The following is an 18688-nucleotide window of genomic DNA, read 5'->3' on the forward strand; positions in this document are numbered from 1 at the left end:
CGGGGGCCTGCCTGGGGGTTCGTCCCCCGGCGCGGGGGCGTCGTATGCTCGCCCGCGGTGTGAGCGTTCACACAGGCCGGCGGGCATTCGGGCGGGACGGTGCCGACCCCGGGCCGCCGGCTCGTTGTCGGATCGTGATGCGACCGGCTGTCCCCCGGGGCTGGACAACGCTTACCGAGTCGTGTTTTATCGATTCAGTCACCAGCGGGCGAGGAGTCAACGGGGCGTCCTCGCCGGCGACGATCGTGGACGATCGACGAGCGAGGAGGCTCACATGAGGATCACGCGCAAGGCCGCCGGCGCGGCAGCGGCGATGCTGACCGTCGCCCTCACCCTCACCGCCTGCGGCGGGGGGACCGAGGCCGCGGATCCGGGGTCCGCCGAGAAGGTCAGCACCGACGAGGACATCACCATCTCGATGGCCTGGTGGGGCGAGCCCGCCCGCGCCGAGATGTACGAGAAGGCCGTGGACCTCTTCGAGAAGGACCACCCCAACATCACCGTGCAGACCCAGTTCCAGGACTGGGACGCGTACTGGACCGCCCGGGCCACCGAGGCCGCCGGCGGCGCCCTGCCCGACGTGATCCAGATGGACCTGTCCTACCTGCGCCAGTACGGCGCCACCGGGCAGCTCCTCGACCTCACCGGGCAGGAGGGCGTCAACCTCGACGTCGACGGCGTGGACGACTCGCTCCTGGGGTCGGGACAGATCGAGGGCAGCCAGTTCGGCGTGCCCACGAGCACCAACACGCTCGCGCTGTTCTACAACGCCGACGTGCTGAAGAAGATCGGCGTCGAGCCCCCGGCCGAGGGCTACACGTGGGACGACCTCAACGACTGGATGAGCGAGGTCTCGAAGGCCGGCGCCGGCGAGGACCCCGTCGTCTACAGCGGTGCCGACTACACGGGCACGTTCTGGTTCTTCCTGCAGTGGCTGATCCAGCAGGGCGTCGAGCCGTTCACCGACGACGGCCAGCTGAACTTCGACGAGGCGCAGATGACCGAGTGGCTCGACCAGGGCCAGGGCCTGCGCGACGAGAGCGCGTTCTTCCCGATCAAGAAGGCCAAGCAGCTCGAGCCGCTGGGCGGGTTCCACGTGAACCAGTCCGCGTCCGAGATGAGCTGGGACAACTTCCTCGCGGGCTACGCGGCGGAGTCCGGCGAGGACCTCGAGATGCTGCCCATGCCGTCCGGCGACGACGGCCCGCAGCAGTTCTGGAAGCCGTCGATGCTGCTGTCCGCCTCGGCGCAGACCAAGCAGCCCGAGGCCGCCGCCGCGCTGATCGACTTCCTCGTCAACGACCCGCAGGTCGGCGAGATCTTCGGCACCTCCAAGGGCGTGCCGGCCGTCCAGGCGCAGATCGACGCGATGAAGCTCGAGAAGGGCTCCGTCGACGAGAAGGTCGTGCAGTACGAGAAGGACGTGGCCGACGTCGTGACCGAGTCCGCGCCCGTGCCGGTCGAGGGCTTCGGCGAGATCGAGGCCGAGTACAAGCGTCTCGGCGAGGAGCTCATGTACGGCAACATCACCGTGGACGAGTTCGTCACGCAGTGGTTCTCCTTCGCGGACGGCGCGGTGAAGCAGTCGTGACCGTCTCGACGAGCACGACGCTCGACACCGCTCGGGGGGCGCAGGACGCGTCCCCCGAGCGGGGGCGCGCCCGACGCCGCCGCGAGGCGGGCGCGGGGTTCGCGTTCCTGTCGCCGTGGCTGGTGGGGTTCGTGGTGCTGACGGCGTTCCCGATGGTGGCGTCGCTGTACCTGGCCTTCACCGACTACGACCTGTTCCGGCCGCCGTCCTGGGTGGGCATCGAGAACTTCACGAAGCTCTTCCACGACCCGCGGTTCTGGACGTCGGCGAAGGTGACGGCGATCTACGTGCTCGTCGGCACGCCGATCAAGCTGGCGGCGGCGCTGCTGGTCGCGATGGTGCTCAACATGAAGCACCGCGGCCAGGGCGCGTACCGGTCGATCTTCTACGCCCCGTCGCTGATCGGCGCCTCGGTGTCGATCGCGATCGTGTGGAAGGCGATGTTCATCGACGACGGCATCGTCGACCGCATCCAGCAGCTGTTCGGCCTGCCGGCCGGCGGCTGGGTGGGCGACCCGTCCAAGACGATGCCGATGTTCGTGCTGCTCGCGGTGTGGACATTCGGCGCCCCGATGGTCATCTTCCTGGCCGGCCTCAAGCAGATCCCCGCCGAGCTCTACGAGGCGGCCGCCGTCGACGGCGCGGGGCCGGTGCGCAAGTTCTGGCGCATCACGATCCCGATGCTGAGCCCGGTGCTGTTCTTCAACCTGCTGCTGGAGACCATCGGCGCGTTCCAGGTCTTCGGGTCCGCGTTCATCATCTCCGGCGGCACGGGCGGCCCGGCCGACTCGACGCTGTTCTACACGCTGTACCTCTACATCAAGGGCTTCGCGCAGTTCGACATGGGGTACGCCTCGGCGATGGCGTGGGTCCTGGTGGTCGTGGTCGGCGTCATCACCACGATCCTGTTCAAGACCTCGAACGCCTGGGTCCACTACTCGGGAGACAACCGATGAGCGACATCACGCACGTCGTCACCCCACCTGTGTCCCTGTCGAACCAGGCCGCGGCCGCGGGCCTCCCCGGCTCGCCGAACGGCCCCGCCATCGACACGTCCCTGCGTCAGGCGGCCCGGCGTCGCAAGGGTGCCCGGTCGGTCGGCTTCCACGCGTTCATGATTCTGTGCACGATCGTGGTGCTCTACCCGGCCGCGTGGATGCTGATGAGCTCGTTCAAGCCGTCGAACGAGATCATCGGGAACATCAGCCTCTGGTCCGACCACCTGTCGCTGCACAACTTCGCGACGGCGCTGTCCGGCATCGGCGGCGTCGGGTTCTGGACCTTCTTCGGCAACTCCATGATCCTGGCCGTCGCGTCGGTGGTCGGGGTGGTGCTGTCCTCCACCGTGGCGGCGTACGCGTTCGCGCGGATCGACTTCCCGGGCCGGGGGCTGTTCTTCGCGATCATGATCGGCACGCTTCTGCTGCCGTTCCACGTGGTGATCATCCCGCAATACATCATGTTCAACGAGATGGGGCTGGTGAACACGTTCATCCCCCTGCTCGCGCCGAAGTTCCTGGCCGGCGAGGCGTTCTTCGTCTTCCTCATGGTGCAGTTCATGCGCAACCTGCCCCGGGAGCTCGACGAGGCCGCGCGCATCGACGGAGCCGGCCACGGCCGCATCTTCACAGCGATCATGCTGCCGCTGATGCGACCGGCGATCATCACCAGCTCGATCTTCGCGTTCATCTGGTCGTGGAACGACTTCCTCGGCCCGCTGCTGTACCTGAAGAAGCCCGACATGTACCCGCTGCCGATCGCGCTGCGCCTGTACGTCGACCAGACGTCCGTCTCCGACTACGGCGCGCAGATGGCGATGGCGGTCCTGGCGCTGCTGCCCGTGATGATCTTCTTCATCCTGTTCCAGCGCTACATCGTCGACGGCGTCGCCACCCAGGGCCTCAAGGGCTGACGATGGGTCGCGGCACGACGAACCAGGGGGCGGTCATGGCGGCACGGCGCGAGCGCGGGCGTGGCGGGCGCAAGCGCCCCGCCGGGGGCGGCGAGACCCGCACCGGCGCGGCCCTGGGGCTGTTCGCCGAGGTGGTGCTCGCCGGCGTGCTGGTCGCGCTCGGCAGCCTCCTGGTGGTCACCGCGGTGCCGTCCCTGGCGGCGGGCGTGGCGCACGTCCGCCGCCAGGTGACCGGCCGCGACGTGGGCCTGGCCCGCTTCGCCCGCGACTGGTGGGCGGCCGTGACGGCCCTGTGGCCGCTGGGCCTCGCCGCCGTCGGCGTCGCCCTGCTGCTCGCGCTGGACTGGCGGCTCGCGCGGGCGGACGTGCTGCCCGGCGCGGGCGTGGTGGCGGTGGTGGTCGCGGTCGCCGCGGCCGTCGTCGTCGCCGTGCTGGCCCGCGCGGCCGGGGCCTGGTCGGAGCCGGGGGACGGGGCCGACGCCGGCCGCCGCACCGCCCGCGAGGCCCTCGCCGAGGGCGTGCGGCGCACGCAGGACGACCTGTCCGGGTCCGTGCTGCTGGCCGCCGCCGCCGCCCTGTGCGTCGTCTTCGTGTGGATGCTGCCGCCGCTCGTGCTGGTGGTGGGCGGTCTCCTCTCCCTCGCCGTGGTGGGCGTCGACGCCCGCCACGGCCGCACCGACGCCTGACCCGCTCGCGCGCGTCCCCGGCGGCACCCCCGAGGTGCCGCCGTCCCCGAACGACCGTGTCCGATCCCGAGTTGCAACGATGCAGAGAGGAACGTGCCATGCGAACGACCAGACGCGCCGTGGGGGCCGTCGCCGCGCTGACGGCGGGCGTGCTCGCCGTCGGCGGCCTGCCCGCCACCGCGCAGCCCGCCCACCCAGGAGGGGCCGGGGGCGGCGGAGGAGTGCAGCTGGAGCACCTCGACCGGGGGCTCGTCGCCGCGAGCACCAGCGAGGGCGTCTTCCTCTCCTGGCGCCTGCTGGGCGACGAGGTCACCGGGCACACCGCCACCGGGATGGCAGGCCCCGACTTCGCCGTCTACCGCGACGGCAGGCGGATCGCGACCGTCAGCGACTCCACCAACTACCTGGACACGAAGGCGGCCGGCGGCACCGCGACCTCCCGCTACGCCGTCGCGCCCGTCACCGAGGACAAGCGCGGCCGCGAGAAGGTGGGCAAGCGCAGCCCGGCGGTCACCGCGTGGTCGGACGACTTCCTCGACGTCCCGCTCAACAAGCCGGCCGACGACGTGACCCCGCTGGGCGAGCCGGTCACGTACTCGGCGAACGACGCGTCGGTGGCCGACCTGGACGGCGACGGTGCGCTGGAGATCGTCGTCAAGTGGTACCCGTCGCGGGCCAAGGACGTCTCCCAGAAGGGGTACACGGGCAACACGTACGTCGACGCCTACGAGCTCGACGGCACCCAGCTGTGGCGCGTCGACATGGGCGTGAACGTCCGCTCCGGCGCCCACTACACGCAGTTCCCGGTGTACGACTTCGACGGCGACGGCACCGCCGAGGTCATGATGAAGACGGCGCCCGGCACCAAGGTCACGACGTACCGCCACGGCAAGCCCGCGAACGCGCGGTACGTGCCGATCTCGAAGGCGGACAAGAAGGCCGGCGTCACGGACGACTCCGACTTCCGCTGGAGCGCGGCGGACTACGCCGACCACCTGGTGGAGCTGTTCCAGGGCTGGACCGACGAGCCCGAGGTCCGCAGCGGGCAGTGGCCGGCCACGCTGGAGGACGCGTTCGGCATCGAGCAGCGGTACGCGTACCCGCTGTCCGCGGCCGACGCGCGCGAGCTCGTGGACTACTACGTCGACGAGTGGGCGCCCGCCCGCTCGGACCGCAACGACCTGCGCACCTTCGACGGCTTCGTCCTCACGGGGCCGGAGTACCTGACCGTCTTCGACGGCCGCTCCGGCAGGCCGCTGGACACCGTGGACTACGAGCCCGGGCGCACGGACGACGGGCTGCGCTGGGGCGACTACGAGTGGACGCGCGTCGAGCCGGGGAACCGGGTCGACCGGTTCCTGTCGGGCGTCGCGTACCTGGACGGCCGGCACCCGTCGGCGATCTTCGCCCGCGGGTACTACACGCGGGCCGCGATCGTCGCCTACGACTGGGACGGCCGGCACCTGTCGACGCGCTGGACCGCGGACTCCGGGTTCAAGCCGATGAACAACCCGTTCCTGGACGCCGACAACAAGGGCGTGCAGCCGGACCCCGGCAACGAGCTCACGCAGCTGTGGGGGCAGGGCTTCCACTCGCTGTCCGCGGCGGACGTGGACGGCGACGGCAGGCAGGAGATCGTCTACGGGGCGGCGACGCTCGACGACGACGGCACGCTGCTGTACTCGTCGTCCGACACCCTGCCCGAGGGGTCGTCGAACCCCGGCGCGACGGCGAACCTCGGCCACGGGGACGCCATGCACGTCACCGACGTCGACCCGTCCCGACCGGGCCTGGAGATCTGGACCTGCCACGAGGGCGGCGCCGGCGTGCCGTACGGCTCCGTGCTGCGCGACGCCGCGACCGGCGAGGCCCTCTTCGGGGCGTTCTCGGGCAAGGACACGGGCCGCTGCCTCATCGGCGACGTCGACCCGACGCCCGGCATCGAGGTCTGGGCGTCCATGCCCGACGGCACGGACGCCTCGGGCCTGCTGAGCGCCACGGGCACGCAGCTCCGCGCGACCACCCCGGGCACCAACCAGTCGGTGCGGTGGGCCGCGGACGGCACCACGCAGATCGTCACGGGCTCGCGCGACGAGACCCCGAGGATCGTGGACGGCGACGGCACCGTGCGCCGCACGCTCGACGGCACCAGGGCGAACAACGACACCAAGGGCAACCCGTCGCTCGTCGCCGACGTGCTGGGCGACTGGCGCGAGGAGGTGCTGGTCCCCACGACGGACTCCTCCGCGCTGCGGGTGTACACGTCCACCGAGGTGAGCGGCACCAAGATGTACACCCTCCTGCACGACCCGCAGTACCGGGCCGAGGTGGCCCGGCAGCAGACCACCTACAACCAGCCGTCGTACCCGGGGTTCTACCTCGCGTCCGACACCGACTGGTCGCAGGTCCCCGTCCCGCGGCTCAGCACCCGCTGACCGTCCAGATCGTCGGTCGGGCCTGCCCGGGCCAGGTCCCGCACGGGCCCGGCCGACGTCCCCTCCCCAGGAGTGCACCCGTGCGTGTCCCCACCCGTCGTCGCCGGCTCGTCGCCGTCGTCGCCCCCGCAGCCGTCGTCGCGCTGCTCGCCTCGTCGTGCTCTGCCGGCGACACGCCCTCGGGCGTGGCCGAGACCCTCGACCCCGACGAGAAGGTCACGCTGAGCGTGGCCTGGTGGGGCGACGACGACCGCGCCGCCCGCTACACGGAGGCGCTGGACCTCTTCGAGGAGCAGCACCCGAACATCACGATCCAGAGCTCGTTCGTCACGTTCGACGACTACTGGACCGCGCGCGCCACGGAGGCGGCGGGCAGCTCCCTGCCGGACGTCATGCAGTTCGACTCGTCGTTCCTGCGCCAGTACGCCGGCACCGGCCAGCTGCTCGACGTGACCCCGTACCTGGGCGACGGCGGCGACGCGGCGATCGACACCACCGGCCTCGCGCCCGAGCTCGTCGACTCCGGCCGGATCGACGACGCCGTGTACGCCGTGCCGACCGCCACGAACACCTGGGCCGCGTTCTACAACCCGTCCGTGGTGAAGAAGCTCGGCCTCGAGCCGCCGGCGGAGGACTTCACCTGGGACGAGCTCGCCGCCTGGACCGCGGAGGCCAGCGCGGCCGGCGCGGGCGAGGACCCGGCGCTGTACGGGGCCAACGACTACACGGGCGTGTTCTGGGCGTTCCTGCAGCACCTCGTGCAGGAGGGCGTCACGCCCTTCACGGACGACGGCGAGCTCGGCTTCACCCGCGACGACATGGCCGCGTGGCTGCACTCCGGCGACGACCTGCGCGCGGACGGGGCGGTCTTCCCGGTCAAGCGCGCGCAGCAGCTCGCGCCGGAGTCCGGGTTCACCGTGAACGAGCAGGCGCTCGAGATGAGCTGGGACAACTTCCTCGCCGGGTACGTCGCCGGCTCCGGGCAGGACGACATCACGATGCTGCCCGCGCCCTCCGGCTCGGACGGCGAGAAGCACATGTTCGCGCGCACCTTCCAGATGGCGGGCTCCGCGCATACCGAGCACCCCGCCGCCGTCGCCGCGCTGCTCGACTTCTTCGTCAACGAGCCCGAGGTCGGGCGCATCTTCGGCACGTCCAAGGGCGTGCCCGCGACCCAGGCGCAGCGCGACGCGATGGACCTCGAGCCGGGGTCCGTGGACGAGCGCGTGGTGCAGTACGAGGAGGACCACGCCGACGACATCACCGAGCCGGCTCCCATCCCGGTGGAGGGCTTCGGCGCGCTCGAGGCGGAGTTCAAGCGCCTGGGCGAGGAGCTCGCGTACGGCAACGTCACCGTCGACGGCTTCGTCGACCAGTGGTTCACGATGGCGGACTCGCAGCTCGACTGACCGGTACGACCGCACCGACGAAGGAGCACCCATGAAGGTCACGATCCTGGGCGCCGGCGCGATCGCCGGCGCCCACGCCGAGGCGGTCCGCGCGCTGGCGGCGCACGGCGGGCCGGAGGGGGTCGAGCTGACGCACGTCGTCGACCTCGACGAAGGCCGCGCGGCCGTGTTCGCCGCCGAGCACGACGTGCCGCACCACGGCACGGACCTCCAGGCGCTGCTCGACGCCGGCGAGGTGGACGCGGTCCACATCTGCACGCCGCCGTCGGTGCACCTGGAGGCCGCCCTGGCGGCCCTGCGCGCGGGGGCGCACGTCGTCGTCGAGAAGCCGGCCGTGCTGTCGCTGGCCGAGGCCGACGCCCTGGCGGCGGCGGAGCGGCAGGCGGTCGACGCGGGCCTGCCCGGCCGGTTCACGCAGATCGTGCAGCACCGGTTCGGCGCGGGGATCCGGCGGCTGCGCCGGCTCCTCGACGACGGCACGCTCGGCCCCGCGTACGTGGCCCAGTGCGACACGCTCTGGTTCCGCACCCCGGAATACTTCGACGTGCCGTGGCGCGGCCGGTTCGACACCGAGGGCGGCGGCACGACGATGGGGCACGGCATCCACCAGTTCGACCTGCTCCTGGCCGTGCTCGGACCGTGGACCGAGGTGCGGGCGATGGCCGGGCGGCTCGCGCGGCACACGGACACCGAGGACGTCTCGACGGCGCTGGTGCGGTTCGCGGGCGGCACGCTGGCGACGATCACGAGCTCCGCGATCTCCCCGCGCCAGACGTCGCGCCTGCGGTTCGACACCGAGGCCGCCACCGTCGAGCTGGAGCACCTGTACGGGTACGACGACTCGAGCTGGACCGTCACGCCCGTGGCGGGCCGCCAGGACGTCGCCGAGGCGTGGGCCGCCGACGAGGCGCGGTCCGTGGACGGCGGCGCGAGCGGCCACCTGGCGCAGCTCGTGCCCACCTACCGGGCCCTGGCGGAGGGCCGCACCCCGCCGGTCACGGTGGACGACACCCGCGCCACCCTCGAGCTGGCCGCGGCGATCTACAGGTCCGCGTTCACCGGTGCCACGGTCCGCGCCGGCGAGATCGTCGCCGGCGACCCGTTCCACGCCTCCATGGCCGGCACGGGTGCGCCCTGGCCGCCGAAGAAGGGGGTCCCCGCCTGACCCCGCACCCACGACGATCCGTCGCCTGACACGCCCTGGGACCGGTGACCGGGCGGTCAGGCCGCACTGTTAACGTGACCACCCTCACATGCACGCCTGAGGCACCTGCCCCGGGCGACGACGTCACGACGAAGTGGGGACGGATGCGAGAGGTCACGAGACGGGAGCTCCTCGGACTGGGGCTCGCCGGGGGAGCGGCGGCGGCGCTCGCCGGGTGCGCGACGCCGGGCACGACGTCGGTCAACGCCCAGCCGGTGGTGCCGGCGGCGGCCGGGGAGAAGGTCACGCTGACGTACTGGGCGTGGCTCAAGGACCTGCAGAAGGTCGCGGACGTCTGGAACGCCCAGCATCCCGACGTCCAGGTCGAGGTGTCCTGGATCCAGGGCGGCAACGGCGGCGGGTACCAGAAGATGTACTCCGCGCTCGCCGCGGGCGGCGGCCCGGACCTGGCGCAGGTGGAGATGCGCACCGTGCCGGAGTTCATGCTGGTCAACGGGCTCGTCGACCTGGAGCGGTACGGCATCTCCGAGCACGCGGACAAGTTCGACGAGACCCTGTGGAGCCAGGTGAGCTTCGCCGGCGGCGTCTACGGCGTCCCGCAGGACTCGGGCCCGGTCGGCATGTACTACCGCCCCGACCTGTTCGAGAAGGTGGGTGCCGACGTCCCGACGACGTGGGCCCAGTGGGCCGAGGTCGCGCCCGCCTTCCGCGAGGCCGGCATCTACATCGACTCCTTCCCGCTCGACGACACGTCGCCGTTCACCGCGCACGCGATGCAGGCGGGGGCCACCTGGCTGCGCAGCGAGGACGACGGCTGGGTCATCGACATGGCGAGCGAGACCACGCTCGAGGTCGCGCGGTTCTTCGACCGGGCCATCGACGACGACCTGGTCACGACGTCGGCCAACCCCTACAGCCCCGGCTGGTACGCCGCAGCGGCGCACGACCAGATCGCCTCCCTGGTGAGCGCGAGCTGGGGCGACGCCCTCCTGCAGAGCGTCAGCGGGGCCGACGGCAAGTGGCGCGTGGCGCCCGCCCCGCGCTGGGACCACGGGTTCGGGTCGTCCTTCATCGGAGGCTCGACGTCGGCGGTGCTGGCGAACAGCAAGCACCCGAAGGAGGCCATGGAGTTCGCCGTCTGGCTGAACACGAGCCCGGAGGGCATCGACGCGATGATCAAGAACTCCGGGATCGGGTGGTCGCCGGCCCGCGACTACATCGGCGCCGCGCGCGAGGAGCCGAGCGAGTTCTTCGGCGGCCAGCGGTACAACACGGAGGTGTTCCAGCCGGCCAGCCGCGACCAGAACCCCGACTGGCAGTGGTGGCCCATCACGCAGCAGACGTTCAACATCCTCGGCGACGGGTTCCGGGGCAAGGCGTCGGGCGGCTCGCTCGTCGACGCCGTCGTGGAGGCGGAGCAGCGGACCATCGAGGTGTTCCGCCAGAAGGGCCTGACGATCCGGAAGGCGGAGGACCGATGACCACCCAGACCACGCAGTCCACCACGCCCACCACGGGGGCGCCGGGCGCCGGGACGGGGACGAAGGCCAGGCGCGGCACGGCCGTGGGGCGGGCACCCTGGATCCTGGTGTCGCCGTTCCTCGTGCTCTTCGTGCTGACGTTCGTGCTGCCGATCCTCGTGGCGATCGGGCAGAGCTTCACCTCCGTCACCCGCGCCGGGCTGTTCGGCGAGCAGGGCGTCACCACGAAGTTCGCCTGGTTCGAGAACTACCGGATCGCGCTGGAGGACGGGAACTTCATCGCCTCGATCTGGCGGATGCTGCTGTTCGGCGTCGTGCAGGTGCCGGTGATGATCGTCGCCGCGACGGTGCTGGCGCTGCTCCTGGAGTCGGCGTCGGCGCGCTGGCCCGGCTTCTTCCGCGCCACCTACTTCATGCCGTACGGCATCCCGGGCGTCATCGCGACCATCCTCTGGTCGTTCCTGTACGTGCCGGGCCTGAGCCCGATCATCGACCTGTCCGAGACGCTGTTCGGGTTCACGCCCGACTTCCTCGGCGCGGGCACGGTGCTGTGGTCGATCGCGAACATCGTCACCTGGACGTACGCGGGCTACAACATGCTGATCATCGTGGCGCAGCTCAAGGCCATCCCGCCCGAGATGTACGAGGCGGCGCGCGTCGACGGGGCGGGCCCGTGGCGCACGGCCTGGAGCATCCAGCTCCCGCTGATCCGGCCGGCGCTGGTGCTCACCACCGTCTTCTCCATCATCGGCACGCTGCAGCTCTTCGCCGAGCCACAGCTGCTCAAGACGGTCTCGCCGGCGATCGACTCGCAGTACACGCCGAACCTGTCGGCCTACACGACCGCGTTCGCCTACAACGACTACAACGTCGCGGCCGCCCAGTCGGTGCTCATCGCGCTCGTCGCGTTCGCGCTGTCGTTCCTCTTCCTCCGGCTGACGAACAGGAGCTCGCGATGACCGCCACCGTCTCCACGCCGCCCGTCGGCACCCGCGCCGCGGCGCGCGCCGAGGCCGCCTCGGGCCGCGGCGGTCGCCGCCCGGCCACGCGGATCCTCGTCACCGGCATCCTCGTCGTCGTCGCGATCTACTTCCTCGTGCCCGTGTACTGGGTGGTGGTCGCCGCGACGAAGACGACGGACGACCTGTTCGCCACCAACGGGTTCTGGTTCGGGAGCTCGTTCGCGCTGTTCGACAACCTCGGCGCCGTCCTGACCTACGACGGCGGCGTCTTCGTGCGCTGGTTCGCCAACTCCGTGCTCTACGCCGGCGTGGGCGGCGTCGTCGCCACCTACCTGGCGGCGGCGGGCGGCTACGCGCTGGCCAAGTACCGGTTCCGGGGCCGCAACCTCATCTTCGGGCTGGTGCTCGGCGGCGTGCTCGTGCCCGGCACGGCCACCGCGCTGCCGCTGTTCCTGCTGTTCAGCCAGCTCGGCCTCGCGAACAGCTACTGGAGCGTGCTGATCCCGTCGCTGGTGTCGCCGTTCGGCTTCTTCCTGTGCCGCATCTACGCCGACGCGACCGTGGACTCCTCGCTCGTCGAGGCGGCCCGCATCGACGGCGCGGGGGAGCTGCGGATCTTCCACACCATCGGGCTGCGGATCATGACGCCCGCGCTGGTCACCGTGTTCCTGTTCCAGCTCGTCGGCATCTGGAACAACTACTTCCTGCCGCTCGTGATGCTGAGCGACCAGAAGCTGTACCCGATCACCCTCGGGCTCAACAACTGGCGCAGCCAGACCGACCGGCTGCCCGAGTTCTACGAGCTCACCACCGGGGGCGTGCTGCTCTCGGTGATCCCCCTCGCCATCGCCATGATCGCCCTGCAGCGGTTCTGGCGCGGCGGACTGACGGAAGGTGCTGTCAAGGCATGACCCTGCTCTCCCCGCTGCCGCACGAGTCCACCGTCCCCGCGTCGGGCCGCGTCGACCCGCCCCGCGCCGCGCCCGCCGGCGACGCGCCCCGCCGGTCCCTCGACGGGACCTGGGCCTTCCGCCTGCTGCCCGGCGTGCCCGGCGCCCCCGGGGCGTACGGCGTCCTGCCCGACGGCGAGGCGCCCGCAGACTTCGCCCGGCCCGGCTACGCGCCCTCGCCGGGCGCGGGCTGGGGCGAGATCCCCGTGCCCGCGCACTGGGTGCTCGAGGGGGACGGCGCCCACGGGCTCCCGATCTACACGAACGTGCAGTTCCCCTTCCCGGTGGACCCGCCGCACGTGCCCGACGAGAACCCGACGGGCGACTACCTCCGCGAGGTGGACGTGCCGGCCTCGTGGACCTCCGACGGGCGCGTGCTGCTGCGGTTCGACGGCGTGGAGTCGTTCTTCACCGTCTGGGTGAACGGGCACCAGGTGGGCTCGGCCTCCGGGAGCCGGCTGGCGCACGAGCTCGACGTCACCGACGCCGTGGTGCCGGGCACCAACACGGTCGCGGTCCGGGTGGTGCAGTGGTCGGCCGCGAGCTACCTCGAGGACCAGGACCAGTGGTGGCTGCCCGGCATCTTCCGCGAGGTCACCCTGCTGCACCGGCCGGTCGGGGCGCTCGACGACGTGTGGCTCGACGCCGACCTCGACCCGGCCGCCGGCGAGGGCACGCTCGTGCCCGAGGTGCGCGCCGACGTCGCGGCCTACCCGGTGCGGCTGCGCGTGCCCGAGCTCGGCGTCGACGTCGCGTGGGCGGCGCCCGAGGACGTCGCGCCCGTCGCGGTCGGCGCCGTCGAGCCGTGGTCGGCCGAGGTGCCGCGCCGGTACGAGGCCACCGTCGCCGGTGCGGGGGAGACGGTCACGCTGCAGGTCGGCTTCCGGCGCGTCGAGATCGTCGGAGACCGGCTGCTCGTCAACGGGCGGCGGGTCACGTTCTCCGGGATGAACCGGCACGAGACCCACCCCGACCGGGGTCGGGTCTTCGACGAGGAGCACGCCCGGGCCGACCTGGTGCGGATGAAGCAGCACAACGTCAACGCGATCCGCACCAGCCACTACCCGCCCCACCCGCGCGTGCTCGACCTCGCCGACGAGCTGGGCCTGTGGGTGATCCTCGAGACCGACCTCGAGACGCACGGCTTCGAGGCCGGCGGCTGGGTGGGCAACCCCAGCGACGACCCGGCCTGGCGCGAGGCGTACCTCGACCGGGTGCGCCGCACCGTGGAGCGCGACAAGAACCACCCGAGCGTCGTGCTCTGGTCGCTCGGCAACGAGTCGGGCACCGGCAGCAACCTCGCGGCGATGGCCGAGTGGGTGCACCACCGCGACCCGTCGCGGCCCGTGCACTACGAGGGCGACTACGCGGGCGAGTACACCGACGTCTACTCGCGGATGTACTCGACCGTGCCCGAGACGGCGTCGATCGGCAGCGACGACGACCTCTCGCCGGTGCTCGGCTGCAGCGTCGCCGACTCCGCCCGGCAGCGGTCCAAGCCGTTCCTGCTGTGCGAGTACGCGCACGCCATGGGCAACGGCCCCGGCGCGCTCGACCAGTACCGCGAGCTCGTCGACACCCACCCGCGGCTGCACGGCGGGTTCGTCTGGGAGTGGCGCGACCACGGCCTGCGCACCACCACGGCCGACGGCGTCGAGTACTTCGCGTACGGCGGCGACTTCGGCGAGGTCGTGCACGACGGCAACTTCGTCATGGACGGCATGGTGCTGTCCGACGACACCCCCAGCCCCGGGCTGACGGAGTTCGCGCACGTGGAGCGGCCGGTCGTCGTGCGGCCGTCCGGCGGCCCGGCGTCGGGGGACGTCGAGGTCTGGAACCGCCGCCACACCGCGGGCACCGGTGACCTCGTGCTGCGGTGGCGGGTCGAGCACGACGGTGCCGTCGTGGCCTCGGGCGAGGCCGCCGCGACCGGCCCCGACGGGGAGGCCGTCGCCGCGGGGGAGCGGGCCGTCGTCGGGCTGCTCGACGCCGCCGCGCTGCCCGTGGCCGGGCCCGGCGCCGAGGCGTTCCTCACCGTGGAGCTCGCACTGCGCGAGGACGCGTCGTGGGCGGACGCCGGGCACGTCGTCGCGCGCGACCAGTGGCCCCTGCCGACGCGGGCCGCGGCCCGCGCGGCGCGCCGGGCGGGCGCGGCGCTCGCGGACGCGCCGGTCGCCTTCCGCGGGCCCGAGCTGGTCGGGCTCGCCGGGTCGGACGTGTCCGCGCCGCGGGTCGAGCTGTGGCGCGCGCCCACCGACAACGACCGCGGCGCGGCGATGAGCAGCTACGACGAGACCGACCCGACGGCCCGCCCGTGGCGCGGCACGCCGGCGCCCCCGGTGGCCGACCGGTGGCGCCGCCAGGGCCTGGACCGGCTGGTGCACCGCACGGTCGCCGTCGAGGAGTCGGCCGACCGGCTGCGGGTGCTGCGGCGGGTGTCCGCGGCGCAGAGCCGGCGGACCGTCGACGTCGAGGAGACGTGGACCGCCGAGCGCGCCGCCGACGGCGCGGTCGAGGCCGTGCTGCGCGTCGTCCTCACGCCCGACGACCGGTGGGACGACGTGTGGCCGCGCGTCGGCGTCCACCTGGCCCTGCCGACCGACGTCGACGGCGCGGAGTGGTTCGGCCTCGGGCCGCACGACTCGTACCCGGACGTGCGCGGGTCGGTCGTCGTGGGGCGGCACCGCGCCGGCCTCGACGGCCTGCGGGTGCCGTACGCGCGGCCGCAGGAGTCGGGCCACCGCTCCGAGGTGCGCGACCTGGTGCTGGCTCGCGACGGGCGCCCGTGGGTGCGGATGACCGCCGCGCGCGACGCCCGCGGCCGCCTGCCCGGCTTCACCCTGGCCCGGCACTCCGCGCACGAGCTCGCCGCGGCGGGCCACCCGCACGAGCTCCCGGCGCCCGCGCAGCACCACCTCTACGTGGACGCCGCCCAGCACGGCCTGGGCTCGCGCGCCTGCGGCCCGGACGTGTGGCCGACGGCGATGCTCCGCCCGCAGGCCCGCACCCTCGAGCTGCGCTGGCGAGCCCTCTGACGTCGTGGCGCGGGCCCGGCGCCGTCCTTCCATCGGACGACGCCGGGCCCGCGCTCCCGGTCATGCCGGCGTACCGGTCGCGCGTGGCCACTTCCGACGTCCCTCGATGGACTAGTGATCACTCGTCGGCCGACTTTTGTCGACGATCGACGCTTCTCGCGCTACCGTGGACGCGCCACGTCAGCTGCATGCGCAAAGGAGCGTCATGAGCATCCGTTCGAAGGCACCTCTCACCCGCCGCGTCGGGGCGATCGCCACCACCGCGGCCCTCGGCATCAGCCTGGCCGCGGCGGCGCCCGCCGTCGCGGCCGACGACGACACGATCCTCGTCGTCGGCAAGACCCTCGGCTTCCGCCACTCCCACATCGACGACACCACGCGCGCGCTCATCGACCTCGGGGCGGAGCACGACTTCACCGTCGACGTCTGGGACCCGCCCAACGACTCGGCCGGCTGGTGGGGCGCGGGCTCGCCCGGCCAGCCCGGCCTGACGATGGGTTCCACGCCGTTCACCAGCCCGGAGAACCTGGCGAAGTACGCCTCGATCGTCTTCGTCTCGCCGGTGGACAACACCAACAGCCTCGACCCCGCGCAGCCCCGACTCCTCGACGACGGCGAGCTCGCCGCCCTGCAGGGCTACGTGCACGACGGGGGCGGGGTCGTCGGCATCCACGCCGCCACCGACACCATGCACACCTCCGGCTGGTTCACCCAGCTCATGGGCGGCGGCGCGCGGTTCCAGAACCACCCCGCGCAGCAGACCGCCACGATGCGGGTGGAGAACGCCGCCCACCCGTCCATGGCGGGGGTGCCGCTCGACTGGTCGCGCTTCGACGAGTGGTACAACTACACGCTCGACCCGCGGGGCGACGTGCAGGTGCTGCAGACGCTCGACGAGTCCACGTACTCCGGCGGCACCATGGGCTCCGACCACCCGATCGCGTGGTGCCAGAACTTCGAGGGCGGCCGCTCGTGGCACCAGGGCGCCGGCCACGTCGACGCGGCGTGGACCGACGACACCTTCCTCACGATGGTGCTGCGGGGCATCGAGTGGACCTCCGGCCGGGTCAGCGGCGGCGGGGACTGCGTGACGTTCGGCGAGGTCGACGCCCTCGTGTCCGCCCTGCCCACGGACACGCCGCGGGACGCCGTCGCCGTGGCGCAGCTGACGGCCCGCCTCGACGCGGCGGAGGCGGCCGCGGACGCCGGCGAGCGGGACGTGGCGCTGCGGCGCCTGCGCACCGCCGAGAAGCTCGCCTCGGCGCTCGTCGCCGACCGCGACGCCGCCGGCGTGCTCGCCGGCAAGATCGCCGACCTGTCCGCCTGGCAGCGGGGGATCGTCGCGGCGGGACGCTGACCCGACGGGAGCGCGGGGCCACGCCGTCACGGCGTGGCCCCTCGCCCGTGCACGGTCAGGTGGTCTCCTGGACCACCCTGCCGCCGTCGAGCACCAGCCGCCGGCCGCGGAAGCGCTCGCGCACGGTGCGGTCGTGGGAGACGAGCACGAGCGTGCCGGCGAACGCGGCGAACGCGGACTCCAGCTCCTCGACGAGCGCGGGCGCGAGGTGGTTGGTGGGCTCGTCCACGAGGAGGACGTCGGTGGTGGTCGTGACCACCCGGGCGAGCTCGAGCCGCGACCGCTGCCCCTGGGACAGCTCGGCGATCCGGCGGGGCAGGTCGTCGGGCCGGAAGAGGCCCGTGGCGAGGAGCGCCTCGGCGTGCTCGTCCAGGTCGCCGGGACGCCCGGCGGCGAAGCCGTGCAGCACCGTGCGCGGGTCGTGCGCGGCGAACGTCCCCGCCTGCCGCAGGTGCCCGACCTCGCCGACGACGCGCGCCGTGCCCTCGTCGGTCGCCAGCTCGCCCGCGAGCACCGCCAGCAGGGTGCTCTTGCCCGCGCCGTTGGCGCCGGTGACCAGCACGTGCTCGCCGCGGCCCACGACGAGGCGGGGCACGGCGAGGCGCCCGCGGACGACGACGTCGGTGAGGTCGACCGCCGGGGAGCCCGCGGCGTCGTCGGCGACCGCGGCGGTGGGGACGTCGGTCCGGAACTCCGCGCGGTCGGCGGGCCGCTCGGCGGGGTCCTCGGTGAGGCGGCGCACCCGCTCCTTGGCGTTGCGGACGCGGCCGGTGGCGCCGTGCGTGCGCGCCCGGGACCGGAACGCGCCCGACCCGAACGAGGCCATCGGCAGCTTGCGCGGGATCTGCTCCATCGCCTCGACGTTCCGGTCGGCGATCCCCTGCTGCCGGTCGAGGTCCGCGCGCCACCGCTCCCAGGCGAGGCGCGCCTGCTCGCGCTCGGCCTCCTTCGCCGCGAGGTAGCCCGCCCAGCCGGTGCCGTACCGGCGCGCCCGGCCCCCCTCGACCTCGACGAGCGTCGTGGTGAGGTCGGCGAGGAACGCGCGGTCGTGGGTGACGGCGACGACCGTCCCGTCGTGCCCCCGCAGCCGCTGGGTGAGCCAGTCGAGCGCGTCGTCGTCCAGGTCGTTGGTGGGCTCGTCGAGCAGCAGCAGCTCCGGGTCGGCGGCGAGGGTCGCCGCCAGGGCGAGGCGGGAGCGCTCGCCGCCCGAGAGCGTGCCGAGGGGCCGGGCGCGGTCGAGGCCCGGCAGCCCGAGCCGGTGCAGGGCCACGTCCACCCGGCGGTCCGCGCCCCCGGCGTCGCGGGCGTCGAAGCGGGCCGTGAGCGCGCCGTACCGCGCGATCGCGGCGTCGAGCGCGGCCCCGTCGAGGGCGCCGAGCGCGGCCTCCGTCCGCGCGACCTCGGCCTCGAGGGCACGCACGTCGGCGAGGACGTGGTCGATCGCCGCGGCGACCGTGCTCGCGGGCGGCAGGTCCAGGGCCTGCGGCAGGTAGCCGGTGCCGCCCGGCGCGCGCACGGTGCGCGAGCCGTTCTGCGGCTCCAGCGCGCCGGCGACGACGGCGAGCAGCGTGCTCTTGCCGGAGCCGTTGTCGCCGACCACGCCCACGCGCTCGCCCGGGGAGACGGTCAGGGAGAGGCGGTCGAGCACCACGCGGTCGGCGTAGCGCAGGGTGACGTCGGTGAGGGTGAGCTGGGACGGGTCCAA

General features: G+C 73.0%; 13 protein-coding genes. 12 read left to right on the forward strand and 1 reads right to left on the reverse strand.

The window, feature by feature from the left end:
- Positions 1-274: 274 nt before the first annotated feature.
- The 12 genes from ACFU9A_RS05880 to ACFU9A_RS05935 all read left to right on the forward strand — a co-directional run bounded on the left by ACFU9A_RS05880 (position 275) and on the right by ACFU9A_RS05935 (position 16983).
- Positions 275-1591, forward strand: coding sequence for an ABC transporter substrate-binding protein (locus tag ACFU9A_RS05880; protein WP_430574319.1), 1317 nt, complete (start codon positions 275-277; stop codon positions 1589-1591).
- On the forward strand, positions 1588-2547 hold the full coding sequence (locus ACFU9A_RS05885; protein ID WP_430574320.1) for a carbohydrate ABC transporter permease: 960 nt from the start codon (positions 1588-1590) through the stop codon (positions 2545-2547). Before ACFU9A_RS05880 ends, ACFU9A_RS05885 begins: the two co-directional genes overlap by 4 nt.
- Complete coding sequence (locus ACFU9A_RS05890) at positions 2544-3503, forward strand: carbohydrate ABC transporter permease (RefSeq protein ID WP_430574321.1); 960 nt, start codon at positions 2544-2546, stop codon at positions 3501-3503. Before ACFU9A_RS05885 ends, ACFU9A_RS05890 begins: the two co-directional genes overlap by 4 nt.
- A gap of 2 nt (positions 3504-3505) precedes the next feature.
- Positions 3506-4189, forward strand: coding sequence for a hypothetical protein (locus ACFU9A_RS05895; protein ID WP_430574322.1), 684 nt, complete (start codon positions 3506-3508; stop codon positions 4187-4189).
- 98 nt (positions 4190-4287) lie between these two features.
- Complete coding sequence (locus ACFU9A_RS05900) at positions 4288-6624, forward strand: rhamnogalacturonan lyase (protein ID WP_430574323.1); 2337 nt, start codon at positions 4288-4290, stop codon at positions 6622-6624.
- An 80-nt stretch (positions 6625-6704) separates the two neighbouring features.
- Positions 6705-8033, forward strand: coding sequence for an ABC transporter substrate-binding protein (locus ACFU9A_RS05905; protein WP_430574324.1), 1329 nt, complete (start codon positions 6705-6707; stop codon positions 8031-8033).
- Between the two features lie 31 nt (positions 8034-8064).
- Positions 8065-9198, forward strand: a complete 1134-nt coding sequence (locus ACFU9A_RS05910) for a Gfo/Idh/MocA family protein (protein ID WP_430574325.1) — start codon at positions 8065-8067, stop codon at positions 9196-9198.
- Positions 9199-9341: 143 nt separating this feature from the next.
- Positions 9342-10679 carry an ABC transporter substrate-binding protein gene (locus ACFU9A_RS05915; protein ID WP_430574326.1) on the forward strand — a complete coding sequence of 446 codons (1338 nt, stop codon included), beginning with the start codon at positions 9342-9344 and terminating at the stop codon, positions 10677-10679.
- Entirely contained in the window at positions 10676-11638 is a 963-nt protein-coding gene (locus ACFU9A_RS05920; RefSeq protein WP_430574327.1) for a carbohydrate ABC transporter permease, read from the forward strand. The genes ACFU9A_RS05915 and ACFU9A_RS05920 overlap by 4 nt, the downstream gene beginning before the upstream one ends.
- Entirely contained in the window at positions 11635-12552 is a 918-nt protein-coding gene (locus ACFU9A_RS05925; protein ID WP_430574328.1) for a carbohydrate ABC transporter permease, read from the forward strand. Before ACFU9A_RS05920 ends, ACFU9A_RS05925 begins: the two co-directional genes overlap by 4 nt.
- A complete protein-coding gene (locus ACFU9A_RS05930; RefSeq protein WP_430574329.1) occupies positions 12549-15626 on the forward strand; it encodes a glycoside hydrolase family 2 TIM barrel-domain containing protein in 3078 nt (1025 codons plus the stop codon). Before ACFU9A_RS05925 ends, ACFU9A_RS05930 begins: the two co-directional genes overlap by 4 nt.
- Positions 15627-15831: 205 nt before the next feature.
- The gene (locus ACFU9A_RS05935) at positions 15832-16983 is read left to right on the forward strand and encodes a ThuA domain-containing protein (protein ID WP_430574330.1); all 1152 of its coding nucleotides are present in this window, start codon (positions 15832-15834) and stop codon (positions 16981-16983) included.
- A gap of 55 nt (positions 16984-17038) precedes the next feature.
- On the opposite strand, the gene ACFU9A_RS05940 is transcribed toward ACFU9A_RS05935, so the two are convergent.
- Complete coding sequence (locus ACFU9A_RS05940; RefSeq protein ID WP_430574331.1) at positions 17039-18688, reverse strand: ABC-F family ATP-binding cassette domain-containing protein; 1650 nt, start codon at positions 18686-18688, stop codon at positions 17039-17041.

This window comes from Isoptericola sp. NPDC057653 (genome assembly GCF_042799955.1).
In the GTDB taxonomy this organism is placed as follows: domain Bacteria; phylum Actinomycetota; class Actinomycetes; order Actinomycetales; family Cellulomonadaceae; genus Isoptericola.